At 73.6% G+C, this 25,620-nt stretch carries 9 protein-coding genes; 7 read left to right on the top strand and 2 right to left on the bottom strand.

Going from position 1 to position 25,620, the window contains the following annotated elements; genetic code table 11:
* Positions 1-70 precede the first annotated feature (70 nt).
* Positions 71-13,813, bottom strand: coding sequence for a type I polyketide synthase (locus AB0D01_RS18630; protein WP_363056480.1), 13,743 nt, complete (start codon positions 13,811-13,813; stop codon positions 71-73).
* Between the two features lie 335 nt (positions 13,814-14,148).
* On the opposite strand from AB0D01_RS18630, the gene AB0D01_RS18625 reads away from it, so the two are divergent.
* The 6 genes from AB0D01_RS18625 (at position 14,149) to AB0D01_RS18600 (ending at position 23,606) form a co-directional block, all read left to right on the top strand.
* On the top strand, positions 14,149-15,516 hold the full coding sequence (locus tag AB0D01_RS18625) for an FAD-dependent monooxygenase (protein ID WP_363056478.1): 1,368 nt from the start codon (positions 14,149-14,151) through the stop codon (positions 15,514-15,516).
* Positions 15,517-15,518: 2 nt separating this feature from the next.
* Positions 15,519-16,364, top strand: a complete 846-nt coding sequence (locus AB0D01_RS18620) for an alpha/beta hydrolase (RefSeq protein WP_363056476.1) — start codon at positions 15,519-15,521, stop codon at positions 16,362-16,364.
* Positions 16,365-16,399: 35 nt separating this feature from the next.
* Positions 16,400-18,034, top strand: a complete 1,635-nt coding sequence (locus AB0D01_RS18615; protein ID WP_363056474.1) for an MFS transporter — start codon at positions 16,400-16,402, stop codon at positions 18,032-18,034.
* 10 nt (positions 18,035-18,044) lie between these two features.
* A complete protein-coding gene (locus AB0D01_RS18610; RefSeq protein ID WP_363056472.1) occupies positions 18,045-19,604 on the top strand; it encodes an aminotransferase class III-fold pyridoxal phosphate-dependent enzyme in 1,560 nt (519 codons plus the stop codon).
* 362 nt (positions 19,605-19,966) lie between these two features.
* Positions 19,967-21,631, top strand: coding sequence for an AfsR/SARP family transcriptional regulator (locus AB0D01_RS18605; RefSeq protein ID WP_363056470.1), 1,665 nt, complete (start codon positions 19,967-19,969; stop codon positions 21,629-21,631).
* A gap of 337 nt (positions 21,632-21,968) precedes the next feature.
* Positions 21,969-23,606, top strand: coding sequence for an FAD-binding protein (locus AB0D01_RS18600; protein WP_363056468.1), 1,638 nt, complete (start codon positions 21,969-21,971; stop codon positions 23,604-23,606).
* 202 nt (positions 23,607-23,808) lie between these two features.
* Here AB0D01_RS18600 and AB0D01_RS18595 read toward each other — a convergent pair whose 3' ends face one another.
* Positions 23,809-24,576: an SDR family oxidoreductase gene (locus AB0D01_RS18595; RefSeq protein WP_363056467.1), complete on the bottom strand. Its 768-nt coding sequence runs from the start codon at positions 24,574-24,576 to the stop codon at positions 23,809-23,811.
* A gap of 147 nt (positions 24,577-24,723) precedes the next feature.
* Here AB0D01_RS18595 and AB0D01_RS18590 point away from each other — a divergent pair, with 147 nt between their 5' ends.
* Positions 24,724-25,569, top strand: coding sequence for an NAD(P)H-binding protein (locus AB0D01_RS18590; RefSeq protein WP_363056465.1), 846 nt, complete (start codon positions 24,724-24,726; stop codon positions 25,567-25,569).
* Positions 25,570-25,620: the final 51 nt, after the last annotated feature.

The following is a 25,620-nucleotide window of genomic DNA, read 5'->3' as shown; positions in this document are numbered from 1 at the left end:
CAGCTCCCCGACGTGATGTGGCTGGGTGATGATGAATGGAGGGTTCGCATACCGGTCTGCGGCTTCCGGCTCAGTCGAGGTCGTCGAGGAGCGCGAACAGCTCCTCGTCGCTCGCGTCGTCCAGGTCGGCGTTCGCGTCCTCTTCGGCCTTGCCGCCGCCCGCCGTGTCGGCGATGTCCAGCAGCTCCCGCAGCCGGCCCGTGATCTGGTCGAAGGCGTCGCGGTCCGAAGCGGCCGCCTGGATCGCGGACTTCAGCTTGTCGAGGTCCGACAGGACCGGGGCGGCCGCCGACACGTCCTCCACCGTGATCTGCTTGCGCAGGTACGCGGCGAGCGCGGCCGGGTTCGGGTAGTCGAAGACGAGGGTGCTGGGCAGGCGCAGACCCGTCGCCGCGTTGAGCTGGTTGCGCAGCTCGACCGCGGTCAGCGAGTCGAAGCCCAGCTCCTGGAAGGCCCGGTCGGCGTCGATGCCGCTGTGGTCGGCGTGGCCGAGCACCGCGGCCACCTGGGCCCGTACGAGGTCGGTCAGCGCGGTGACCCGCTCCTCCTCCGGCAGCGCGCCCAGGCGCTCCGCCAGCGAGGGACCGCCCTCCGCGCCGGACCCGGCGCCGCCGCCCGCGACCGCGCGGCGCGGACCGGCCGGAGCCAGGTCCCGCAGCAGCGGCAGCAGCCGGTCGCCCTGCTTGCGCAGCGCCTCCAGCGCGAGTCGGGTGACCGCCAGGACCGGCTCCCCGGTGCCGGGGGCCGCGTCGAAGAGGTCCATGGCGTCCGACGAGGACAGCGGCAGCAGACCGAGCCGCGCCAGGCGCCGCAGGTCGGCCTCCTCCAGCGAACCGCTGATGGTGGAGGCCTGCGCCCACAGGCCCCAGGCCAGCGAGGTGCCGGGCAGGCCGTTCGCCTGCCGGTACTGGGCCAGGGCGTCGAGGAAGGTGTTGCCCGCCGCGTAGTTGGCCTGGCCGGCGTTGCCGATCAGACCCGCGATGGACGAGTAGAGGACGAACGCCGACAGGTCGAGGTCCTTCGTCAGCTCGTGCAGGTTCCAGGCCGCGTCCACCTTCGGCGCGAGCACCTTCTCCAGCCGCTCCGGGGTCAGGTCCGAGAGCACCGTGTCGTCCAGGACACCGGCCGTGTGCACCACACCCGTCAGCGGGTGCTCCGCCGGGATCGCGGCCAACACCCCGGCCAGGGACTCCCGGTCCGTCACGTCGCAGGCGGCGACGGTGACCTCGGCGCCGAGCCCGGTCAGCTCGTCCCGCAGCTCCGTCGCGCCCGCGGCGGTCGGACCGCTGCGGCTGAGCAGCAGCAGGTGCCGCGCGCCGTGCTCGGTGACCAGGTGCCGGGCCAGTACGCCGCCCAGCGCGCCCGTCGCACCGGTGATCAGGGTCGTGCCCCGGTCCCAGCGCGGCTGCGCCGCCGCCTCGTCCTGCCGGGTCCGCGCCAGCCGCGGCACCCGCAGCTCCGCACCGCGCACCGCGACCTGCGGCTCGCCCGAGGCGAGCACGGCGGGCAGGGCGTCCCCGACGGACCCGTCGAGGTCGACCAGGACGATCCGGCCCGGGTTCTCCGTCTGCGCCACGCGCAGCAGACCCCAGACACCGGCCTGCGCCAGGTCCGTCACCGGCTCGCCGGCTGCGGTGGCGAGGGCGCCCCGCGTCACCACCACGAGGGTGGAGTCCTCGAACCGCTCGTCCGCCAGCCAGGACTTCGCCGTCGCGAGGGCCTCGCGCAACGTCCGCCGCGCGCCCTCCACCACGTCCCCGCCGGCGCCGGCCGCGGCCAGCACCACCGTGGCGGGCACGCTCTCCAGGGCCGCCACCTCCTCCAGGGAGGCGTACGAGGAGGCACCGGCGACGGTGACGTCACCGACCACGGCCCACCGCGAGGTGTCCGCGGAGCCCGTCGCGGCGGGCAGCGCGTTCCACACCACCCGGAACAACCCGTCCCGGGCCGTCGACGCCGCCTCGCGCAGCGCCTCCTTCGACACCGGGCGCAGCAGCAGCGACTCCACGGAGGCCACCGGGGCGCCCGTGCCGTCGGCCACCGTCAGCGAGGCCTGGAGGGTCTCCGTCTCCTGACCCGACAGGGCCAGACGCACCCGCAGCACCGAGGCGCCCACCGCGTGGACGCTCACCCCGGCCCAGGAGAACGGCAGTCGGGCCTGACCCGACGCGAAGGCCACCCCCGGCAGCAGCGGGTGCAGCGCCGCGTCCAGCAGCGCCGGGTGCAGCAGGAACCGGGCCGCGTCGGCGCGCTGCGCGTCCGGCAGCCGCACCTCGGCGAAGATCTCGTCCTCGCCCAGCGTCCACAGCCGCGACAGGCCCTGGAAGGCCGGCCCGTAGGCGTAGCCCAGGGCGTCGAGACGCTCGTAGACCCCCTCCAGGGAGACCTCGGAGGCGCCGGCCGGCGGCCAGGCCGTCAGCCCCTCGGAGACCGCGCCCGCCGGGGCCAGCGCACCGTTCGCGTTCAGCGTCCACGGCCGGTCGGCCGCCACGTCGCCGTCGTCGGGCCGCGAGAACACCTCGACCGTACGCCGACCCGAGCCGTCCGCCTCGCCGACGACGACCTGCACCTGCACGCCGCCCTGTTCGGGCAGGACCAGCGGAGCCGACAGCATCAGCTCCTCGACCCGCTCCACACCGAGCTGCTCGCCCGCCCGGGCGGCCAGCTCCACCAGACCGGTGCCGGGGACCAGCACCGTGCCGTGCACGGCGTGCTCGGTCAGCCAGCCGTGCGTGCGGCGCGAGAGCCGCCCCGTGAACAGGTACTCGTCGCGGTGCGCGCTCGCCACGGCGGCGCCCAGCAGCGGGTGGCCGGTCGCGGCCAGACCCAGCCCGGCCGCGTCCGCCGGGGTCTGCGGGTCGTCCAGCCAGTACCGCTCGTGCTGGAAGGCGTACGTCGGCAGGTCGACCGCACGGGCACCGGGGAACAGCTTCGCGAAGTCCGGCCGGGCGCCGCGCATCCGCAGCAGCGCCATCGCCCCGGCCACGCTCTCGCCCTCGGGCCGGTCCCGGCGCAGGGCCGGCGCCAGCGCGCCCGCCTCCTGCTCCAGGGAACCCTGGGCGAGCGCCGTCAGCACCCCGTCCGGGCCCAGCTCCAGGAAGTCGGTGACGCCCTGGGCCTCCAGGTAGCGGACCCCGTCCGCGAAGCGCACGGCCTCACGGATGTGCGTGGCCCAGTACTGCGGGGAGGTGAGCTGCTCGACGGTGGCCAGGGTGCCGGTGACGTTGGAGACCACCGGGATGCGCGGCTCGCGGAAGGCCAGCCCCGAGGCCACCTCCACGAACTCCTCCAGCACCTCGTCCATGTGCGGCGAGTGGAAGGCGTGCGAGACCGGCAGCCGCTTGGTGCGGGCGCCCTTCGCCCGCCAGGCGTCGCAGACCTCGTCGACGACGTCCGCGTCACCCGAGATCACCATCGAGTTCGGGCCGTTGACACCGGCGATCGACACCGCGTTCCCGTACGGGGCCAGCGAGGCGCGCACGTCCTCCTCGGTCGCCTGGACCGCGGCCATCGCACCGCCCTCGCGGGCGGCCTGCATCAGCCGGCCGCGCTCGGCGACCAGGCAGCAGGCGTCGCCCAGTTCGAGGACCCCCGCCAGGTAGGCGGCGGTGACCTCGCCGATGGAGTGGCCCAGCAGGTAGTCCGGGGTGAAGCCGTGGTGCTCGAACAGCCGGTACAGGGCCACCTCGATGGCGAACAGCGCGGCCTGCGTGAACGACGTCTGGTCGATCAGCGCCGAGTCCGCCGAGTGCTCCGGCGCGAACAGCACCTCCTTGATGGGCCGCGCCAGCTCCGCGTCGAAACGGTCGCAGATCTCGTCGAGGGCCTTCGCGAACACCGGGTTCGTCGCGTACAGCTCCCGGCCCATGCCCAGGCGCTGGCTGCCCTGCCCGGTGAAGAGGAAGGCCGTCTTGCCGGGACGCGCCGAGCGGCCCCGTACGACGTTGCTCGCCGACTCCCCGTGCGCCAGCGACGACAGGCCCCGGATCAGGGACTCCCGGTCGGCGCCGACCACGGCCGCGCTGTGCTCCAGGACCGCCCGGCCGGTCGCCAGCGAGAAGCCGATGTCGGCGGCCGACAGCTCCGGGTGGTCGAGGGCGAACCGGTGCAGGCGCGAGGCCTGCGCCCGGACGGCCTTCTCGTCCTTGCCGGACACCAGCCACGGCAGGACGCGCGCGGCCTCGGCAGCCGGCGCGGGCCGCCGCTCGGCGGGCGCCGCCGGAGCCTGCTCGATGATCACGTGGGCGTTGGTGCCGCTGATGCCGAACGAGGACACGCCGGCCCGGCGCGGCCGGTCGCGCTCCGGCCAGGGGGTCTCCTCCGTCAGCAGCGACAGCGCGCCCGCCTCCCAGTCCACGTGCGGGGAGGGCCGGTCCACGTGCAGGGTGCGCGGCAGGGTGCCGTGCCGCATCGCCTCCAGCATCTTGATGACGCCGCCGACGCCGGCCGCGGCCTGGCTGTGCCCGATGTTCGACTTGAGGGAGCCCAGGTACAGCGGCTGGTCCTCCGCCCGGTCCTGGCCGTAGGTGGCCAGCAGGGCCTGCGCCTCGATCGGGTCGCCGAGGGTGGTGCCGGTGCCGTGCGCCTCGACCGCGTCCACGTCCGCCGGGTTCAGACCGGCGTTCGCCAGGGCCTGGCGGATGACCCGCTCCTGGGCCGGACCGTTCGGGGCGGTCAGACCGTTGGAGGCGCCGTCCTGGTTGATGGCGGTGCCGCGGATCACACCGAGGATCCGGTGCCCGTTGCGCCTGGCGTCCGAGAGCCGCTCCACCAGGAGCAGGCCGACGCCCTCCGACCAGCCGGTGCCGTCCGCGCTCGCCGAGAACGACTTGCAGCGGCCGTCGGGGGAGAGCCCGCGCTGCCGGGAGAACTCCACGAAGGTGTGCGGGCTGTTCATCACGGTGACACCGCCCGCGAGCGCCAGGTCGCACTCGCCCGAGCGCAGGGCGCTCGCCGCGAGGTGCATGGCCACCAGCGAGGAGGAGCAGGCCGTGTCGACGGTGAGCGACGGGCCCTCCAGACCGTACGTGTAGGACAGCCGGCCGGAGATGACGCTGGAGAGGTTGCCCGCGAGCAGGAAGCCCTCGAACTCCTCCGGGGTGGCGCTCAGCCGCGACGCGTAGTCGTCGTACATGGCGCCCGTGAACACACCGGTGTTGGAGCCGCGCACCAGCGCCGGGTCGATGCCCGCGCTCTCGAAGGTCTCCCACGCCGTCTCCAGCAGCAGGCGCTGCTGCGGGTCGGTCGCGGTCGCCTCGCGCGGGGAGATCCCGAAGAACTCCCGGTCGAAGAGGTCCGCCTCGTGCAGGAAGCCGCCCTCGCGGACGTAACTGGTGCCCGTGCGCTCCGGGTCCGGGTCGTACAGGTTGTCCAGGTCCCAGCCGCGGTTGACGGGGAAGCCGCTGACCGCGTCCACCCCGTCGGCCACCAGCCGCCACAGGTCGGCCGGGGAGTTCACCCCGCCCGGGAAGCGGCAGGCCATGCCGACGATCGCGATCGGCTCGTCCGAGGCACCCTTCGCGCGGGCCTTCACGGCCTTCGCCGGGGCGCCGCCCGCCTCCGCCGACACCTTCGACAGCACGTACGTCGCCAGGGCGGCCGGGGTCGGGTGGTCGAACACCGCCGTCGCCGGCAGCCGCAGCCCGGTGGCCGCGCCGAGCCGGTTGCGCAGGTCCACGCCCGCCATCGAGTCGAAGCCGATGTCGCTGAAGGCCCGCTGCGGGTCGATGGACGTGGCGCCCGCGTGCCCCAGCACCGAGGCCACGGTCGACCGTACGAGGTCCAGCACCGCGTCCGCGCGCTTGTCCTCGGCGAGAGCGGCGATCTGCCGGCTCCAGCCCGAGTCCCCGGCGCCGGCCGCGCCGGCCTGCGCCGCACGGCGGGTACGGGTGCGCACCAGCCCCCGGTAGAGGGCCGGCGGCAGCTCGGCCGCCGTACGGAAGCGGCCCAGGTTCAGCGCCACCGGCACCAGCAGCGGCCGCTCACCGGCCAGGGCCGCGTCGAACAGGGCGAGGCCCTGCTCCGGGGTGAGCGGCGTCATGCCCGCCCGGTCCCAACGCGCCAGGTCGGCCTCGGTGAGACCCGCGCCCATGCCGTGGCTGGAGTCCCACAGACCCCAGGCCAGCGAGGTCGCGGCCAGGCCGGAGGCCCGGCGGTGCGCGGCCAGCGCGTCGAGCCAGGTGTTCGCGGCGGCGTAGTTGGCCTGGCCCGCCGTACCCGTCAGACCGGACACGGAGGAGAACAGGACGAACGCCGCCAGGTCGAGGCCCTCGGTCAGCTCGTGGAGGTTCCACGCGGCGTCCACCTTCGGCCGCAGCACCGCGGAGACCTGCTCCGGGGTGAGGGACTCCACCGTCGAGTCGTCGAGCACACCGGCGGTGTGCACCACGGCCGTCAGCGGGTGCGCCGGGTCGACGGCGGCCAGCAGCTCCGCCACCGACGCCCGGTCGGCGGCGTCCGCCGCGACCACGCGCACCTCCGCGCCCAGCGCGGACAGCTCCGCGACGAGGGTGTCCGCGCCCGGGGTCGCCGGACCGCGCCGGCTCGACAGCAGCAGGTGCCGTACGCCGTGCCCGGTCACCAGGTGCCGGGCGAACAGCGCGCCCAGACCGCCCGTGCCGCCCGTCACCAGGACCGTGCCGTTCCCGTCGAGGACCGGCTCCGCCGGGGCGGTCGCCGCCGCGCGGGCCAGCCGCGGCGCGTACAGGGCGCCGTCCCGGACGGCGAGCTGCGGCTCCCCGGTGGCGAGGGCGGCGGCGATCAGCGCGTCGTCCGCCGACGGGTCGGCGTCGACCAGCACCAGCCGGTCGGGGTGCTCGGACTGCACCGAGCGGACCAGACCCCACACCGGGGCCGCGTCCAGGTCGGTGACGTCCGCGCCCGCCGGCGCGGCCACCGCGCCGGAGGTGACGAGCACCAGCCGCGACTCGGCGAACCGCTCGTCCGCCAGCCACTCCTTGACCAGCGCGAGGGTCTCCAGCGTCGTGCGGTGCGCGCCCTCGATCCCGTCGCCCGCGCCGGCCACCCGGACGAGGACGTCCCGACCGGCCTCGACGTCCGCGAGGGCGGAGTCGGCCCGCGACCAGTCGGCCTCGGCGCCCTCGGGGGTCGCCACGGCCGCCCACTCCACCGCGTACAGGGAGTCGTCGCCGCCGTCCGCGGCCGGGGCGGTCAGCTGCTCCTTCGCGACCGGACGCAGCGTCAGCGACTCCACCTCCGCGACGGGCGCGCCCGCCGCGTCGGCCAGCGTCAGCCGGTAGGTGTCGGTGCCGACCGGGGAGATCCGCACGCGCAGCTCGGCGGCGCCCGCCGCGTACAGCGAGATCCCCGACCAGGCGAACGGGAGCCGGATCCGGTCGGTGTCGCCCGGCGCGGCCGCGTCCAGCACCAGCGGGTGCAGCACCGAGTCGAACAGCGCGGGGTGCACCCCGAAGCGGGCGGCGCTCTCGCGCTGCTCCTCGGGCAGGCGCACCTCGGCGTACAGGTCCTCGCCGTCGCGCCAGGACGCCCGCAGGCCCTGGAAGGCCGGCCCGTACGCGTAACCGAGCCCGCCGAGCCGCTCGTAGACGTCCTCCAGCGGCTGCGCCTCGGCGCCGGCCGGCGGCCACTCGGTCAGGCCGGCGTCGGCCTGCGGGTCACGGGCCTCGGCCAGCGCGCCCGTCGCGTGCCGCGTCCACGGCTTCTCCTGGTCCTCGCCGCCGTCGGGGCGGGCGTGGATGGAGAACGGGCGGACACCGGAGGCGTCCGGGGCGCCCACCGCGACCTGTACGCGCACCGGCTCGCGGCCGATCAGCGCGAGCGGCGCCTCCAGGGTCAGCTCCTCGACGCGGGTGAAGCCCAGGTGGTCGCCTGCGGCGACCGCCAGCTCCAGGAAGCCGGTGGCGGGCACCAGCACCGTGGTGCCGATGGTGTGGTCCGTCAGCCACGGGTGGCCGCCGACCGAGATCCGGCTCGTGAACAGGGCGTCCTCGCGGTCCGCGAACTCCACCGTGGTGGACAGCAGCGGGTGCTCGGAGGGGTCCAGGCCCAGGCTGCGCGCGTCGGTCGGGACGGTCGGCGACAGCCAGTACGTCTCCCGCTGGAAGGCGTACGTCGGCAGGTCGGCCGCGGCCCCGGCCGCGAAGAACGTCGTCGCGTCCAGCGTGGCGCCGGCGGTGTGCGCGCGGGCGAGGCCCGCGGTCAGGCTCTGCGCCTCCGGACGGCCGGCGCGCAGCAGCGGCACGGCCACGACGGGGGCGTCCTCCAGGGCGCCCTGGGCCAGCGCGGTCAGCACCGCGTCCGGACCGGCCTCGACGAGGACGGTCGCGCCCTGCGCGGCCAGCTCCAGGACGGCGTCGTGGAAGCGGACGGCGGCGCGGATCTGGTGCGTCCAGTAGTCGGGCGAGGTCAGCTCGGCGTCCGTGGCGAGCCGGCCGGTGACGGTGGAGACGACCGGAACGGTCGGCGCCGAGAACGTCAGCGAGGCGGCGACGTCGCGGAACTCGTCGAGGACCTCCGCCATGTGCGGCGAGTGGAAGGCGTGCGAGACCGTCAGGCGCTTGGTCTTGCGGCCCTGCTCCCGCCACCGCGCGGCGACGGCCTCGGCGACGTCCTCGTCACCGGAGATCACCACGGAGGCCGGGCCGTTGACGGCGGCGATCGACACCGCGTCCTCGTGGCCCGCCAGGGAGGCGGCGACCTCCTCCTCGGTGCCCTGGACGGCGATCATCGCGCCGCCGGAGCGGGCCGACTGCATCAGCCGGCCGCGCGCGGCCACCAGCCGGGCCGCGTCCTCCAGCGACAGGACGCCGGCGGCGTGGGCGGCGGACAGCTCGCCGATCGAGTGGCCGGCCAGCAGGTCGGGGACGACCCCGTGGTGCTCCAGCAGCCGGAAGAGGGCCACCTCGATCGCGAACAGCGCGGGCTGGGTGTACGTGGTCTCGTCGAGCAGGGCGGCCTCGGGGCTGCCCTCCGCGGCGAGGACGACCTCGCGCAGCGGACGCTCCAGGTGGGCGTCGAGCGCGGCGAACACCTCGTCCAGGGCGGCGGCGAACACCGGGTGGCGCTCGTACAGCTCGCGGCCCATGCCCGGGCGCTGGGCGCCCTGACCGGTGAAGAGGAACGCGGTGCGGCCGGCGTTCGCGGCGCTGCCGGTGACCACGGCCGCGTCGGCGGCGCCGGCGGCGAGGGCTTCGAGACCGGACAGCAGGCCGGCCCGGTCCTCGGCGAGGACGACGGCCCGCTCCTCGAAGACGGTACGGGTGCTCGCGAGCGCCCGCCCGACGGCGGAGGCGTCGACACCGGCGTCGCCGGCGAGGGCGGCGCGCAGCCGCTCGGCCTGCGCGCGCAGCGCCTGCGGGGTACGGGCCGACAGCAGCCACGGCGCGGGCAGTTCGGCGGGCGCGGCGGCCGGGGCGGGCGCGGCGTCCGGCGTCCGGCCGGCGGCGGGGGCCGCGGCCGGGGCCTGCTCGATGACGACGTGGGCGTTGGTGCCGCTGATGCCGAAGGAGGAGACGGCCGCGCGGCGCGGCCGGCCCGTCTCGGGCCAGGCCCGCTCCTCGGTGAGCAGCTCCACCGACCCCGCCGACCAGTCGATGTGCGTCGACGGGGTGTCGGCGTGCAGGGTGCGCGGCAGGACGCCGTGGCGGATCGCCTCGACCATCTTGATGACGCCGCCGACGCCGGCCGCGGCCTGCGCGTGGCCGATGTTCGACTTGAGGGAGCCGAGGAACACCGGGGAGCGGTCCTCGCGGGCGCTGCCGTAGGTGGCCATGATGGCCTCGGCCTCGATCGGGTCGCCCAGCTTCGTGCCGGTGCCGTGCGCCTCGACCGCGTCCACGTCCGAGGTGTCCAGACCGGAGTCGGCGAGCGCCTGGCGGATGACCCGCTGCTGGGCGAGGCCGCTCGGGGCGGTCAGACCGTTGGAGGCGCCGTCCTGGTTGATGGCGGAGCCGCGCAGGACCGCGAGGACGGTGTGCCCGTTGCGCTCGGCGTCGGAGAGCCGCTCCACGAGGAGCAGGCCCACGCCCTCGGCCCAGCCGGTGCCGTCGGCGTCCGCCGAGAAGGACTTGCAGCGGCCGTCGGGGGCCAGACCGCGCTGGCGGGAGAACTCCACGAACATGCCCGGGGAGGACATGACCGTCGCGCCGCCCGCGATCGCCAGGTTGGTCTCGCCCGAACGCAGCGAGCGGATCGCCAGGTGCAGCGCGACCAGCGACGAGGAACAGGCGGTGTCGGTGGTCACGGCCGGGCCGAGCAGGCCCAGCTGGTAGGCGATCCGGCCCGACATCACGCTGCTGGTGGAGCCGGTCAGGATCGAACCCTGGACGCTCTCGGGGGCCTCGTACATGCGCGGCCCGTACTCCAGCGCCGTCGCGCCGACGAACACGCCGGTACGGGTGCCGTGCAGGTCCTCGGGACGGATCCCGGAGCGCTCGACGGCCTCCCAGGCGGTCTCCAGCAGCAGCCGCTGCTGCGGGTCCATGGCCAGCGCCTCGCGCGGGGAGATCCCGAAGAAGGCGGCGTCGAACTCGCCCGCGTCGTGCAGGAAGCCACCGTGGCGCACGGCGGACTTGCCGGGCCGGTCCGGGTCGGCGTCGTAGAGGTCCTCGGGCCAGCCGCGGTTGACGGGGAAGCCGGAGACGGCGTCGCCGCCCCGCGCCACCAGGTCCCACAGCGCGTCCGGGGAGGCGATGCCACCGGGGAAGCGGCAGGCCATGCCGACGATCGCGATCGGCTCGTCGGCGTCGGCGCGACGGGTGAACTCCTCCGCGGCCTCCGCCGCGCCCAGCAGCTCGGCCTCGACGAACTCGGTCAGCGCCTGCGGGGTCGGGTGGTCGAACAGCAGAGCGCCGGGCAGCCGCAGGCCCGTGGCCTCGGCCAGCGCCCTGCGCAGCTCGGTGGTCATCATCGAGGAGAAGCCGAGCTTCTGGAACGGGGTGCGCTGCTCCAGCACCTCGCCCGGCCCGTACTCCAGGATCGCCGAGACGTGCGAGGTCACCAGCTCCGAGACCACGCGGCGGCGCTCGACCTCGGACAGCGCGGCCAGGCGGCGGCCCAGCTCGCCGTGCGGGACCGCCTCGGGGGCGTCGCCGCCCTGCGCGGACCGGTCGTCGGCGCCGGCCGCAGAGAGCGCCGGGGCCTCCTTGCGGGCGGTGGCGTCGAACCAGTACCGGCGGCGCTCGAAGGCGTACGTCGGCAGGGCGGTGCGCGGCGCGCCGCCGGCCTCGTGACCCAGGCCCGCGTACACGGCGTCCCAGTCGAGGTCCGCGCCGCGGGCGAAGAGGGACGCGGCGGCGGCGAGCAGACCCTGCACCTCGGGGCGGCCCGCGCGCAGGGTGGCGGTGCCCTCGGTCAGGGCCGACAGGACGGCGTCGGGGCCGATCTCCAGGAGGACGTCGGCGCCCAGCTCCGCGAGGGAGTTCGCGGCGTCGGCGAAGCGGACGGCGCCGCGCACCTGGTCGGTCCAGTAGCAGGGGGTGCGCAGGTCGTCGCCGGCGGCCGGCCGGCCGGTGAGGGTGGAGACGACGGGGATGCGCGGCTCGGCGTAGGTCAGCTCCTTGGCGACCTTGTGGAACTCCTTCAACATCCCGTCCATGTGGGGGGAGTGGAAGGCGTGCGAGACGCTCAGGCGCTTCGTCTTGCGGCCCAGGGCCGCGATCCGCAGCGCCACGTCGACGGCCGCGTCCTCGTCGCCGGAGATCACCACGGACCGCGGTCCGTTGACGGCGGCGATCGACAGCCGGTCCGTCAGGCCCTCCAGGAACGGGAGGACCTCCTCCTCGGTCGCCTCCACGGCGATCATGGCGCCGCCGGTCGGCAGCGCCTGCATCAGCCGCGCGCGGGCGGCGACGAGCCGCGCGGAGTCGGCGAGGTCCAGGACGCCCGCGACGTGCGCGGCGGCCAGCTCGCCGATGGAGTGACCGGCGACGAAGTCCGGGGTGACGCCCCAGGACTCGACGAGCCGGTAGAGGGCCACCTCGACGGCGAACAGGGCGGGCTGGGTGTTGCCCGTGTCGTCCAGGCCCTCGCCCGAGGCGATGACCTCCCACAGCGGACGCTCCAGCAGCGGGTCCAGCTCGGCGGCGACGGCGTCGAAGGCCTCCGCGAACACCGGGAAGGCGGCGTACAGCTCCTGGCCCATCCCGGCGCGCTGCGCGCCCTGGCCGGTGAAGAGGAAAGCGGTGGAGCCGCTCGCCGCCTCGCCCCGTACGACGCCGGCGCCCGGACGGCCCTCGGCGAGCGCCCGCAGGCCCTCCAGCAGCGCCGGCCGGTCGGAGCCGACCACGACCGCGCGGCGGTCGAAGACGGTACGGGTGGTCGCGAGCGCGAAACCGGTCTCGGCGATGCCCGGAGCGCCCTCGGCGGCCGCGAAGTCCGCCAGCCGGGCGGCCTGGGCGCGCAGCGCCTCGTCGGAGCGGGCGGACAGCACCCACGGCAGGGCGGCGGCCGGCTCGACGACCGACCCGTCGGTTTCCGCGCCCGCCGGCGAGCCCGTCGTCCCGACGACGGCCGGGGCCTGGGCGACCACGACGTGGGCGTTGGTGCCGCCCATGCCGAAGGAGGACACGCCGGCGACCAGCGGACGCTCCGGGTGCGGCCACGCCGAGTGCTCGGTGTGCACGGCGAGCCCCAGCTCGTCGAGCGCGATGGCCGGGTTCGGGGTCTCGAAGTTCAGGCTCGGGGGCAGTTCGCGGTGGTGGATCGACAACAGCGTCTTGATCAGGCCCGCGATGCCCGCGGCGCCCTCCAGGTGCCCGATGTTGGTCTTCACGGAGCCGACGCGCAGCGGGTCGCCCTGCGGCCGGTCCGCGCCGAGCGCGGCGCCGAGCGCGGTCGCCTCGATGGGGTCGCCGACCGGGGTGCCCGTGCCGTGCAGCTCCACGTACTGGACCCGCTCGTCCGCGGTGAGCGCGGCCCGCTCGTGGGCCAGGCGCAGCACCTGCTCCTGCGCGGTCGCGCTGGGGACGGTCAGGCCGGCGGTGGTGCCGTCGTTGTTGACGGCGCTGCCGCGGATGACGCCGTAGACGCGGTCGCCGTCGGCGAGGGCCGCCTCCAGCGGCTTCAGGACGAGGACGCCGGCGCCCTCGCCGGGGACGAACCCGTTGGCGCGGGCGTCGAAGGTGTAGGTGACGCCGTTCGGGGAGAGCGCGCCGAACCGTTCCTCCGTGGTGGCGTTCTCCGTCAGCAGGTTCAGGTTCACACCCGCCGCCAGCGCCGTCGTCGACTCGCCGGCCCGCAGGCTCTCGCACGCCAGGTGCACCGCGACCAGCGAGGAGGACTGCGCCGAGTCCACCGTCAGGCTCGGACCCGTCAGGCCCAGGTAGTAGGAGACCCGGTTGGCGATGACACCGCGGTTGACGCCGGTCATCGTGTGCTGGGTGATGGCCTCCGTGCCGTACTGGTACAGCAGGTTCGTCCAGTCGTCGCGCAGCGTGCCGACGAACACCGAGGTGCGGCTGCCGCGCAGGGTCGCGGGGACGATGCCCGCGTCCTCCAGCGCCTCCCAGGCCAGCTCCAACACCAGGCGCTGCTGCGGGTCCATCGCCGAGGCCTCGCGCGGCGAGATGCCGAAGAAGCGCGCGTCGAAGAGGTCCACGCCGTCCAGGAACGCGCCGCGCCCCGGGCCGTCGCCCGGGGCCGCCGAACCGTCCTGCGGCACGCCCCAGCGGCCCGGCGGGATCTCGGCGACGGCGTCGGCACCGCTCCGCAGGAGCTCCCAGAACGCGGCCGGGCTCTCGGCTCCGGGAAGCCGGCAGGACAGCCCCACGACAGCGATCTGCTGCACCTTCTCGGTGCGCGCCCCGGCTGCTACAGGATTCTGCTCACTGGTCACCACGCTCGGCTGCCCTTTCCTGGGATTACAGCGCCTGGGAATTCTGCGCCTGGATTCACCGCCTGCTGGATGTCCGGCCCCGTGTCAAGCCACGAAAATCCAGTCCTCGACAGGCTAGTAAAGGCAGGTTCACAAACAGTCATGGACCGGTAACTCCGCACGCTGGAACGCCTGATGAGCGGCCCGTTGCCACACAATGAGCGGCCGGTGGAACGCCTGCGGATACCTTCGGTGCGGGCTTACGCGAAGCAAATGTCGGGAGGTGTCCCGCATTTGGATTCCGCGGGCTCGAGGTGGGCTGTAGTGATATGCGAATTCAAGGAGAGCTGATCGCTGTGAGTGCTGCATCTTCCCAAGGGGTCACCCCCGGATCCGCCGGAAACGTGACCGGAGGTCGCGCGGTCGTCCTCGGCGGGAGCATCGCCGGCCTCTTCTCGGCCCGCGCCCTCTCCGAGAACTTCGCCGAGGTCGTCGTCGTCGACCGCGACGAGCTGACCGGTCCCAACGACCTGCGCCGCGGCCTTCCCCAGGGCCACCACCTGCACGGCCTCCTCGCCCGCGGCCAGCAGATCGCCGAAGAGTACTTCCCGGGCCTCACCGAGGAGATGAAGGCCGCCGGCGCCCAGCTCGGCGACGTGGCCGACGACGTCCGCTGGATCATCAACGGAAAGCGGCTCCAGAAGGTCGAGTCGGGCCTCTTCGCCCTCACCTCCAGCCGCCCCTTCCTGGAGCGCCACATCCGCAACCGGGTGCTCGCCCTCCCCCAGGTCTCCTTCCTGGAGCAGTCCGACATCCTGCGCCTGACCACCGCCGAGGACCGCCGCGAGGTCACCGGGGTCGTCGTCCGCCGCCAGGACGGCACCGAGGAGACCCTGTCCGCCGACCTCGTCGTCGACGCCACGGGCCGCGGCTCGCGCACCTCCGTGTGGCTCCAGGAGTTCGGCTTCGCCGCCGTCGAGGAGGAGAAGCACAAGATCGGCCTCGGCTACACCACCCGCTACTACCGGGTCCCGGACGAGGCCTTCGAGGGCAACATCTCCATCAACACCGTCGCCTCCGCCGGCATACCGCGCGGCGCGATCTGCCAGAAGATCGACGGCGGCCGCTCCATCGTCACCGCCTACGGCATCCTCGGCGACCACCCGGCCACCACCCCCGAGGGCTTCCTCGACTTCATCAAGTCGCTCGCGGCCCCCGACATCTACGAGGTCCTCCAGGCCTCCGAGCCGCTCGACGAGCCGGTCGCCTACAAGTTCCCGACCAACCTGCGCCGCCACTACCAGCGCCTGACGGACTTCCCGACCGGTCTGCTCGTCATCGGCGACGCCGTCTGCTCCTTCAACCCGAGCTACGCCCAGGGCATGACCGTCTCCGCCCTCGGCTCCCTCGTCCTGCGCCGCCACACCGCCGAGTCGCGGCGCCCCGACCCGATCGCCTACTTCAAGGACCTCGCCGCCGACGCGGTCGACGGTTGCTGGGAGATGGCCGTCGGCGCCGACCTCAGCTTCCCCGAGGTCGAGGGCGAGCGCACCGAGGAGGTCCAGCAGGCCCACGCGTTCATCGCGCAGGTCCAGGAGGCCGCCTCGCGCGACGCCGCGGTCGCCCGCGCCTACTCCCGCGTCATCGGCCTCGTCGACTCCCCGGCCGTCCTGCACGACCCCGAGATCGAGGCCGCCATCGCCGCGGCGTCGACGCGGGCGTGACCATGACCGCGATCACCCTGGGCGACCTCACCTTCGACGTCGAGGTGGGCGGACCGGCCGACGGAGACCCCGTCCTGCTCCTGCACGGATTCCCGCACAACAAGGAGTCCTGGACGGAGACCGCCCCGCTGCTCCACGCCGAAGGACTGCGCACGATCGCCCCCGACCAGCGCGGCTACTCCGACGGCGCCCGCCCGGCCGAGGTGGAGGCGTACCGCCTCGAACACCTCGCGGCCGACGCGCTCGGCGTCCTCGACGCCCTGGGCATCACCTCCGCCCACGTCGTCGGCCACGACTGGGGCGCCGCGGTGGCCTGGTACCTGGCGGCCCACCACCCCGACCGGGTGCGCACGCTGACCGCCCTGGCCATCCCGCACCTCGACGCGTACCAGCACGCCTACCGCGTGGACGAGGAGCAGCAGCACAGCTCCCAGTACGTGGAGTTCCTCGTCTCCGAGGGCGCCGCCGCGCACTTCCTCGCCGACGGGGGCGCACAGCTGTACGCCTGGTTCACCCAGGCCGGCGAGGGCGTCCTGACCGACGCCCAGATCGAGCGGTACGTCACCACGCACCGCGCGCCGGGCGTGCTCGACGCCGCCCTCAACTGGTACCGGGCCAACAACCTGCTCGGCGACGACCTCGGCTTCGGCCCGGTCACCGTCCCGACGACGTTCGTCTACAGCCGTACCGACACGGCCGTGAGCGAACTGGCCGTCGAGAAGACCGCCGACCACGTCACCGGCCCCTACCGGCTGGTGACCCTGGAGAAGACCTCCCACTGGCAGCCGCAGCAGGACCCCGACACGGTCGCCGCGGAGATCATCCGGCGGGTTCGCACGGCCCCCTAGCGACTCCAAAAAAGAACATTGATGAAGGGATAACCATGTCTTCGAACACCGCCGCCCCCGCGGTGGAGTTGCGGGCCGGGCCGCGGGAGTGGTTCGGACTGCTCGTCCTGCTGCTGCCGGTGACTCTGATGACGGCCGACCTCGGCGTGCTGTGGCTGGCCACCCCGTACGTCACGGCCGACCTGCGGCCCACCAGCTCCCAGCTGCTGTGGACCACGGACATCTACGGGTTCCTCACCTGCGGCTTCCTGGTCGTCATGGGAACCCTCGGGGACCGGATCGGGCGCCGCAAGCTCCTGATCCTGGGCTCCGTCGGCGTGATCGTCGCCTCGCTGCTCGCCGCGTACTCCACCAGCCCGGAGATGCTCATCTTCGCGCGCGCCCTGCTGGGTGTGGCCGGCGCGGCGGTGCTCCCGTCGACGCTCTCGCTGATCATCCACATGTTCAAGGACGCCCGTCAGCGGGCGACCGCCATCGCCACCTGGGTCACGGCCCTGTCCGTCGGCATCGCCATCGGCCCCGTCATCGGCGGTGTGCTGCTCGACCAGTGGTGGTGGGGCTCCGTCTTCCTGATGGGCGTCCCGGTCATGCTGGTGCCGCTGATCCTCGCGCCGGTGCTGCTGCCCGAGTACAAGGACCCGGGCGCCGGCCGGATCGACCTGGCCAGCGTGGTGCTCTTCCTGGCCGCGATCCTGCCGATCGTCTACGCCGTCAAGAAGTTCGCCGAGAGCGGCTTCAGCGTGCTCAACGTCGCGGCCCTGCTCATCGGCGCGGTCTTCACGGTCGCGTTCGTCCGCCGCCAGAACTCCCTGGACACCCCGCTGCTCGACATGCGGCTGTTCAAGACCCGCGCCTTCACCGGCGCCCTGCTGACCCTGCTGTTCGGCATGATGGCGCTCAACGGCGTCGAGTACCTGGTCCCGCAGTTCCTGCTGGTCGCCGGTGGGCTCAGCCCGCTCGCCGCCGGTCTGTGGCTGCTGCCCGGAGCCGCCGGCCTGATCCTGGGCTCGCAGCTCACCCCGGTGTTCGCCAAGCGGATCCGTCCCGCCTACGTCATCACCGCGGGCCTCGTCGTCACCCTGATCGGCTTCTGGCTGACCGGGATCGCCGAGCACAACGAGGACGGCATCCTGCCCGCCGCGATCGGCCTCGCCATCATCATGTTCGGCGTCGCCCCCATCAGCGTCCTGGGCACCTCGCTGGCCGCCGGCGCCGCGCCGCCGGAGAAGGCCGGCGGCGCCGCCGCCACCGGTCAGACCGCCTACGACCTCGGCCTCGCGCTCGGCATCGCCGTCACGGGCTCCATCGCCGTCGCCGTCTACCGCGGCCACGTCGACGAGAACGTCCCGGCGGGCCTGCCCGCCGAGGCCGCCGAGGCCGCCCGCGACACGGTCGGCGGCGCCACCGACGCCGCCGCCTCGCTCCCGGCCGACCTCGGCGCCCAGCTGGTGAGCGTCGCCCGCGACGCCTTCACCGCCGGGTTCCAGGCGACGGCCTGGGTCAGCGCCGGCCTCGCCGCCGTGACCGCCGTCATCGTGCTGTCCCTGCTGCGTCACATCCCCGCGATCGGTGCCGCCGAGGCCCCGGCGGAGGAGGCCCCGGCCCCGGCCCCGGCCCCGGCCGAGGCCCCGGCCCCGGCCGCCCGCGAAGAGTCCACCACCAGCGCCTGAACGGACTGACATGACGACCGAATCCACCACGGCCAACGCCGAGTTCGCCGAGCCGTTCCTGCTGGGCGTCCTGGCCTCCGGCGGTCTCGACGCCGACTACGTGCGCGGCGAGGGCAACACCCTCTACCGCCGCGGCGAGAACGGCGAGGAGATCCCCGTACTCGACTACGTCGGCGGCTACGGCTCCCTGATGCTCGGGCACAACAACCCCGAGATCAACGCCTACGCCAAGGAGCTGCTGGACGCGCAGACGCCCGTCCACGCGCAGTTCTCCCGCCACCCCTACGCCAACGACGTCGCCGAGGTCCTCAACCGGATCCTCCAGCGCGAGCGCGGGGACGACGAGCAGTACTACGCCATCTTCGCCAACAGCGGCGCCGAGGCCGTCGAGGCCGCCATGAAGCACGCCGAGCTCGACCGCGGCCTGCGCCTGGCGGCCCTCACCGAGGAGATCGCCGCCAACGTGGAGGAGGTCCTCACCCGCGTCACCGCCGGCGAGGCCACCGTCGCGCCCGGCGTCGCCTCCACCATCGAGGACCTCGTCACCGAGGTCGTCGCCCGCAACGAGGCCCAGGCCGCGCGTCAGCCGGTCTTCCTGGTCCCCGAGGGCGGCTTCCACGGCAAGCTCGCCGGCAGCGTGCAGCTCACCCACAACGAGGGCTACCGGCTGCCCTTCAAGGCCCTCGCCGCGCAGTCCCGCTTCGTCCCCCGCGACCAGCCGGGCGCCCTGCGCAAGATCATCGACGAGGAGCGGGCGCAGCTGCTCGACCTGGTCGTCGAGGGCGGTCAGGTCCAGGTCGTCGAGCGGGACTTCCCGCTGTTCGTGGCCTTCGTCCTGGAGCCGGTCCTCGGCGAGGGCGGCATCCACGAGCTGACCCCGGAGTTCGCGCGCGAGATCCAGGAGGTCTGCGCCGAGGCCTCCATCCCGGTCGTCATCGACGAGGTGCAGACCGGCATGGGCCGGACCGGCACCTTCCTGGCCGCCACGCAGCTCGGCCTGCGCGGCGACTACTACACCCTGGCCAAGAGCCTGGGCGGCGGCATCGCCAAGGCCGCGGTCATGCTCGTGCGCAAGCCGCTCTACCACGGGCAGTTCGAGCTCGCGCACAGCTCGACCTTCGCCAAGGACAGCTTCTCCTGCTTCATCGCCCTCAAGGTGCTGGAGATCATGGAGCGCGGCGACGGCGAGGTCTACCGCCTCGCGGCCGAGCGCGGCGAGAAGCTCCTGTCGATGCTCCGCTCGGTGCGCGACGACTTCCCCGACACGGTCAAGGAGGTGCGCGGCCGGGGCCTGATGCTGGGCCTGGAGTTCCACGACCAGTCGGGTGCCGACGCCGAGATCCTGCGGGGCGTCGCCCAGAGCGGGTTCTTCGGGTACTTCGTCTCGGGCCACATCCTGCGGGCGCACCGCATCCGCACGTTCCCGACCTCCAGCGCGGTCAACACGCTGCGCTTCGAACCGTCCGTCTACCTCACGGACGAGGAGATCGACCGGCTGGAGGCGGCCCTGCGCGACGTCTGCGTGATCATCCGCGACACGGACGGGGCGAGCCTCGCGCCGGTCGCGTGACGGGTGCGGGCTACACCTAAACCAAACCGCTTGTGCTGTTTGAGGGGCCCTCAAGGTCTTTTTTCGGCCATGAAACCCCGATCCGGCATGTGAGCCACCCCACAGTGATGCGACCTCCCCCCTGGTCGCAGCACCGCCAGAGGGCCCGGGAATCCCCCATCCCGGGCCCTCTGGCCTTTGGTTTTTCAGAAACCGGCGCTCCGCTCGAAGTTCGACCGGCCTTGCGGTGGAGAAGCGTACCGAACAACACTTTTGACAAACCGGAGTGTTGGTTTGTAATCTCCTGAACGAGTGAGCATGACGTATCAGCTCGCAGGACCGGGGGAGTTATGCGCTTTCGGATGTTGGGTCCGTTGGAAGTGATGTCCGCTGACCAGCCCGTACCGCTCGGTGGAACCAAGCCGCGTGCCACGCTGGGATACCTGCTCTTACAGGCCAACCAGGTCGTCCCCACGAGCCAGTTGCTGACCGCGCTCTGGAGCGCGGACAACGCACCCGTGACGGCCCGCAAGATCCTCCAGAACGCGGTGTGGGGACTGCGCGGCATGCTGAACCAGTGCGCGCCCGGCGGCGACGGGGCACCCGCCGAACTCGTCACCCGTGCGCCGGGGTACATGATCCGCGTCGATCCCGACCACGTCGACCTGCACCTCTTCCGTCAGCGCGTGCGCCAGGGCCGGGCCCGCCTCGCCGCCGGCGCCCCGCACGAGGCGGCGAACCTCTTCTGCGAGGCCCTGGAACTGTGGCGGGGACCGGTCCTGTCGGACCTGGTGGAAACCGGCACGATGTGGCCCGAACTGACGGCCGTGCAGAACACCCGGCTCGACGTCCTGGAGGACTACTTCGAGGCGAAGCTGCGCTGCGGCCAGCACTACGCCGTCCTCGGCGAGCTGGAGACCACGGTCGAGGCCGAACCGCTGCGCGAGCGCTCCTCCGGCCAGCTGATGCTCGCCCTGTACCGCTGCGGCCGGCAGGCCGACGCGCTCAGCGTCTACAACCGCATCCGCGCCACCCTCGTCGAGGACCTCGGCCTGGAGCCGGGCCACGAACTGCGCAGGCTCCAGCAGGCGATCCTCGCCCACGACCCCGCCCTCAACCTCGCCCCCGCCGCGGTCATCCTCGGCGGTCCGGCACCCGTCGGCGTACCGGGCGGCCAGGTGCGCCGGCGCGAGGACGCGATCGTGGCCCAGGGCGCGACCGCCCACGCGGCGACCCGGCTGCCGGTCCCGTCCGCCGCCGCGCCGATCGGCGTCGACGCCACCGCCCTCCACCCGGAGCGCCACGGCGAACGCGTCCCGGACCCGTACGGGGTCGAACGCCCGGCGCCCCACCCCGTCGAGCGCTACGAGGACCCGCGCGAGGAACGCCCGGAGGACCGGCGGCGCATGCTGGCGGCCGTCCCGACCCACCCCCGCGGCGTGCTGCCGGCCGACCGCCCGACGCAACCCAGGGGAGCGCCGGTCCGCCGGCAGCCCGCTCCCCGACCGGTGGTCACCGAGCGCCAGCGCATCAGCGTGCTCCTCGTCCAGACCCGGATCACCCCGGACCTCGCGGGCGCCGCCCCCGACTTCCTGGACGAGATGTTCGAGAGCGTCAACGCCATCGCGCGCCAGCGCATCGAACGCTTCGGCGGGGACGCGGTCACCTCGATCGGGGCCGTCTCGCTCGGACTGTTCCGGGCCGGCGGCGAGGAGGGCACGGCCGAGCGGGCCGTGCGCGCGGCGGCCGCCATCCGCGACCGGCTCACCGACCCCGCGACGGACGCCGGCCTCAACCCCACCCCCTGGCAGGGCCTCACCCTGCACGCCGCCGTCGCCACCGGGAACGCCCTCGTGCGCTTCCGGCCGGACGACCCCACCGCCGCGCCGACCGTCAACGGCGCGCTCCTGGACACCTGCCAGTGCCTGCTGGAACTGTCCCCCGCCGGCGAGATCCAGCTCTGCGACGCCACGCGCGAGGCACTGGGACAGACCACGGCGCACGAACGGCTCGCCGGAACCGCGCCGGCCCGGGTCTGGGCCGTCTGAACCGGCAGGGCCCCGGCCCGCCCGCACCCGCCGCACCCGTCCGGACCTGCGGGTCCCGGGCCGGGCCGGCCGTGCGCACCCGCGGGAGGCGGGCCGGCCCGGCCGCCGGGCCCGACCGCGTTCCGGGCCCTATGGGACGCTTTTCGAGCCGCTCCGTCCCGTCTCGAATCGCCTTCACAACCGGAATTGGTCAAGGATTACTCGACGATGGAATCTGGCCGATAATTTGTGGTTTCACAGGGACTCACGGCCATTGATTCCACCCCGCCTCCAGCAGGTGTGCGGCGTGATGTCGAGTTCCGCACTCGAGAACCAATTCCTCGTGGAGGTACACGGAATGACCGGAGTTTCCCGCCGCGTGTTCATGAGAAACACTGCGGCCGCCGGCGGTGCGGCTCTCGCCCTGCCCGCCCTGGGCGGCTGGGCGGGTGAGGCGTTCGCCGCGGAGCCGACGGCCGCCGCCGCCATCGCCTCGTCGCAGCTGGTCACGGTCCTGCCGTCCGACCCGCGCTACGCGGCCCTGGTGGCCGGCGCCAACGGTCGCTGGGTCGGCACGCCGAACTACGTGCTCGTGGCGAGCACGGCGGACCAGGTCCTCCAGGCCGTGCAGGAGACCCTCGACAAGGGACTGCGGTTCACCGTCCGCAGCGGTGGCCACTGCTACGAGGACTTCACGAGCAACGCCAACATCCGCGTCCTCATCGACATTTCGGCCATGACCGGAATCTCGCACGACTCGGCCCGCCGGGCGATCGCCGTCGACGCCGGCGCCCAGCTCGGCAGCGTCTACGAGACCCTCTACAACAACTGGGGCGTCACGATCCCCGGCGGCACCTGCCCGACCGTCTCGGTCGGCGGCCACATACCGGGTGGCGGCTACGGCCCGCTGGCCCGCTCGCACGGTGTCACCGTCGACCACCTGTACGCCATCGAGATCGTGCACGTCGACGCCGGCGGCGTGGCCCGCAAGATCGTCGCCACCCGCGAGGCCAACGACCCCAACCGCGAACTGTGGTGGGCGCACACCGGCGCCGGCGGCGGCAGCTACGGCATCGTCACCCGCTGGTGGTTCCGCAGCCCGGGCGCCACGGGCAACGACCCGGCCACCCTCCTGCCGAAGGCCCCGCGCGAGCTGATCGTCTCCGAGGTCGCCTTCTCCTGGAACGGCATGACCGAGGCCGCCTTCACCCGCCTGCTGCGCAACTTCACGGCCTGGCACGAGAACAACGCCTCCGCCACCTCGCCGTACGCGAAGCTGTTCAGCGCCATCAAGCCGCGGCACAAGCTGGCCGGCGAGTTCCTGATGAGCTCGCAGATCGACACCGCCCTGCCCAACGCGGACGCGCTCCTGGACAACTACCTCGCCGCCATCGTCGCCGGCACGGGCCTGACCTACCGCGTCGACACCCGCCAGCGCGTGGACTGGCTGTACAACGTCCTGCACTGGCCGGGCCTCGGCGGCTCCGGCTTCGAGGGCAAGGGCCGCTTCAAGGCCAAGTCCGCCTACCTGCGCCGGACCATGCCGGACCACCAGATCAAGGCGTTCTGGAAGCACCTCACGCGCACCGACTACAACAACTCCGCGGCCCTCGTGGAGATCGCCGGGTACGGCGGCGCGGCGAACCTGCCCGCCTCCTCGGCCACCGCCACGGCGCAGCGCGACTCCGTCATCAAGATGCTGTTCGTCAACCTCTGGGCCACCCCCCAGGAGGACGCGGCCAACCTCGCGTGGATCCGCGAGTTCTACCGCGACGTGTACGCCGGCACCGGTGGCGTCCCGCGTCCGGGCGGCGTCAACGACGGCGCGTTCATCAACTACGCCGACGCGGACCTCGCCGACCCGGCGCTCAACACCTCGGGCGTCGGCTGGGAGCACCTGTACTTCAAGGACGGCTACTGCCGCCTCCAGGCCGCCAAGGACAAGTGGGACCCGAAGAACATCTTCCGGCACACCCTGTCGATCCGGAACACCTGACGGTTCCCGATCGGTCGGCGGTGACGGGCCCCCGGCCCGAGGGCGATCCCCTCGGGCCGGGGGCCTTCCCGCGTCCGGGCCCGCGTCCGGGCCCGCGTCCGGGGGCACGCCCCGCGGGCACGACGAAGGCCGCCGCCTCCCCCGGTGCGGGGGAGAGGCGGCGGCCCGGGGAGCCGACCGTGCGCGGACGACGGACCCCGCGTCAGATGCCGAGGCCGGAGCCGCCGGAGACGTCGATGTTCTGGCCGGTGACCCAGCGGGAGTCGTCCGAGGCCAGGAAGGACACGACGTCGGCGACGTCGGCCGGCTGACCGACGCGGTTGAAGACCGAGAAGCCGGCGGCGTGCGCCTTGGCGGCCGGGTCGGCCATCCACGGGTGGATGTCGGTCTCGATGGTGCCGGGGGAGACGGCGTTGACCGTGATCTGACGCGAACCCAGGGTCTGGGCGAGGGTCAGGGTGAGCACCTCGACGGCGCCCTTGCTCGCGGCGTAGGAGGTCATGCCGGGGAAGGCGACCTTGGTGACGCCGGACGAGATGTTGATGATGCGGCCGCCGTCGCGCAGGCGCTCCAGGCCCTTCTGGATGATGAAGAAGGGGGCCTTGGCGTTGATCGCGAAGACCTTGTCGTAGTCGGCCTCGGTGACCTCGTGGATCAGACCCGGGCCCGCGATGCCGGCGTTGTTGACCAGGATGTCCAGGCCCGCGGTGTCGGAGTGCTTGCCGATCTCCGCGTCGAAGGCCTCCCACAGGGCGTCGGCGTCGCCCGCGACGCCCAGGGCGGAGCGGAAGGCGAAGGCGCGGCCGCCCGCGGCCTCGATCGAGGCGACGGTCTCCTTGGCGGCGGCCTCGTCGCTGGAGTACGTCAGGGCGACGAGGGCGCCCTCCTTGCCGAGCCGCTGGGCGATGGCGCGGCCGATGCCCCGGCTGCCACCGGTGACCAGAGCAGTCTTGTTCGTGAGGGCAGTCATTCAGGTAGCTCCCGATTCTTTATGTCAGACGCGGCCGCTGCGGAGTGGGGTCGCAAGTGCGATGGTGCCCGCGGGGCCCCACCGGATGGTCATCGGACGCTCATCGTCGGGTATTTGGCGGCAATTCCCTGATCTACCATCAGCCGCATGAACGAGAATCCCGTACTTGTTATCGGCGGCACCGGAAAGACCGGCCGCCGGGTCGTGCGCCAACTCACGGAGCGTGGAATTCCGGTCAGGTCCGCGTCCCGAAAGGGAGAAACCCGGTTCGACTGGCTCGACGAGACCACCTGGGGCCCCGCCCTGGAGGGCGTCTCCGGCGTCTACATCGTCCAGAACGACACCGCCCCCCGCACCCGGGAACTGACCGAGCACGCGGCGCGCGCCGGCGTGCGCCGCCTCGTGCTGCTCTCGGCGCGCGGCGTCGACACCCCCGGCTACTACGGCGAGGACCCCTCCACCAGCGACGCCTTCCTCGCCGGCGAGGCCGCCGTCCGCGAGTCCGGCCTCGCCTGGACCATCCTGCGCCCGGGCTGGTTCGCCCAGAACTTCGACGAGGGCTTCTTCAACGAGGGCGTCCTCGCGGGCGAGCTGCGGCTGCCCGCGGGCGACGGCGTCGCCACCTGGATCGACGTCGAGGACATCGCGGCCGTCGCGGTCGCCGCGCTGACCGAGGACGGCCACGACGGGCAGATCTACGAGCTGTCGGGGCCCCGCCCCGTCGCGCTCGACGAGGCCCTCTCCCTCATCGCCGCCGCCGGCGGCCGCAAGGCCGTCTACTCGGCCCTGACCGTCGAGGAGTTCGTGGCCGAACTCGTCGCCCAGGGGGTCTCCGCCCCCGACGCGAGCCTGTGGGCGGCGGCCCTGAACCCGGTCGCGAGCGGCGGAGAGGCCAAGGTCAGCGACGGGGTCCGGCGCGCCCTGGGCCGTGACGCCCGCGACTTCGCGGACTTCGTCAAGGGCGCGGCGGCCGCCGGAGCCTGGCGCGCCTGAGCGCTCGTCCGCCCGACGAAGGACTTCCCGGGGGCCTGAGCGGTCCTGGAG

Origin of the sequence: Streptomyces sp. NPDC048606, from assembly GCF_040650855.1 — a bacterium.
Classification (GTDB): domain Bacteria; phylum Actinomycetota; class Actinomycetes; order Streptomycetales; family Streptomycetaceae; genus Streptomyces.
Note: the sequence above shows the minus strand (reverse complement) of the source record. Positions and strands in the feature narration are given on the sequence as shown.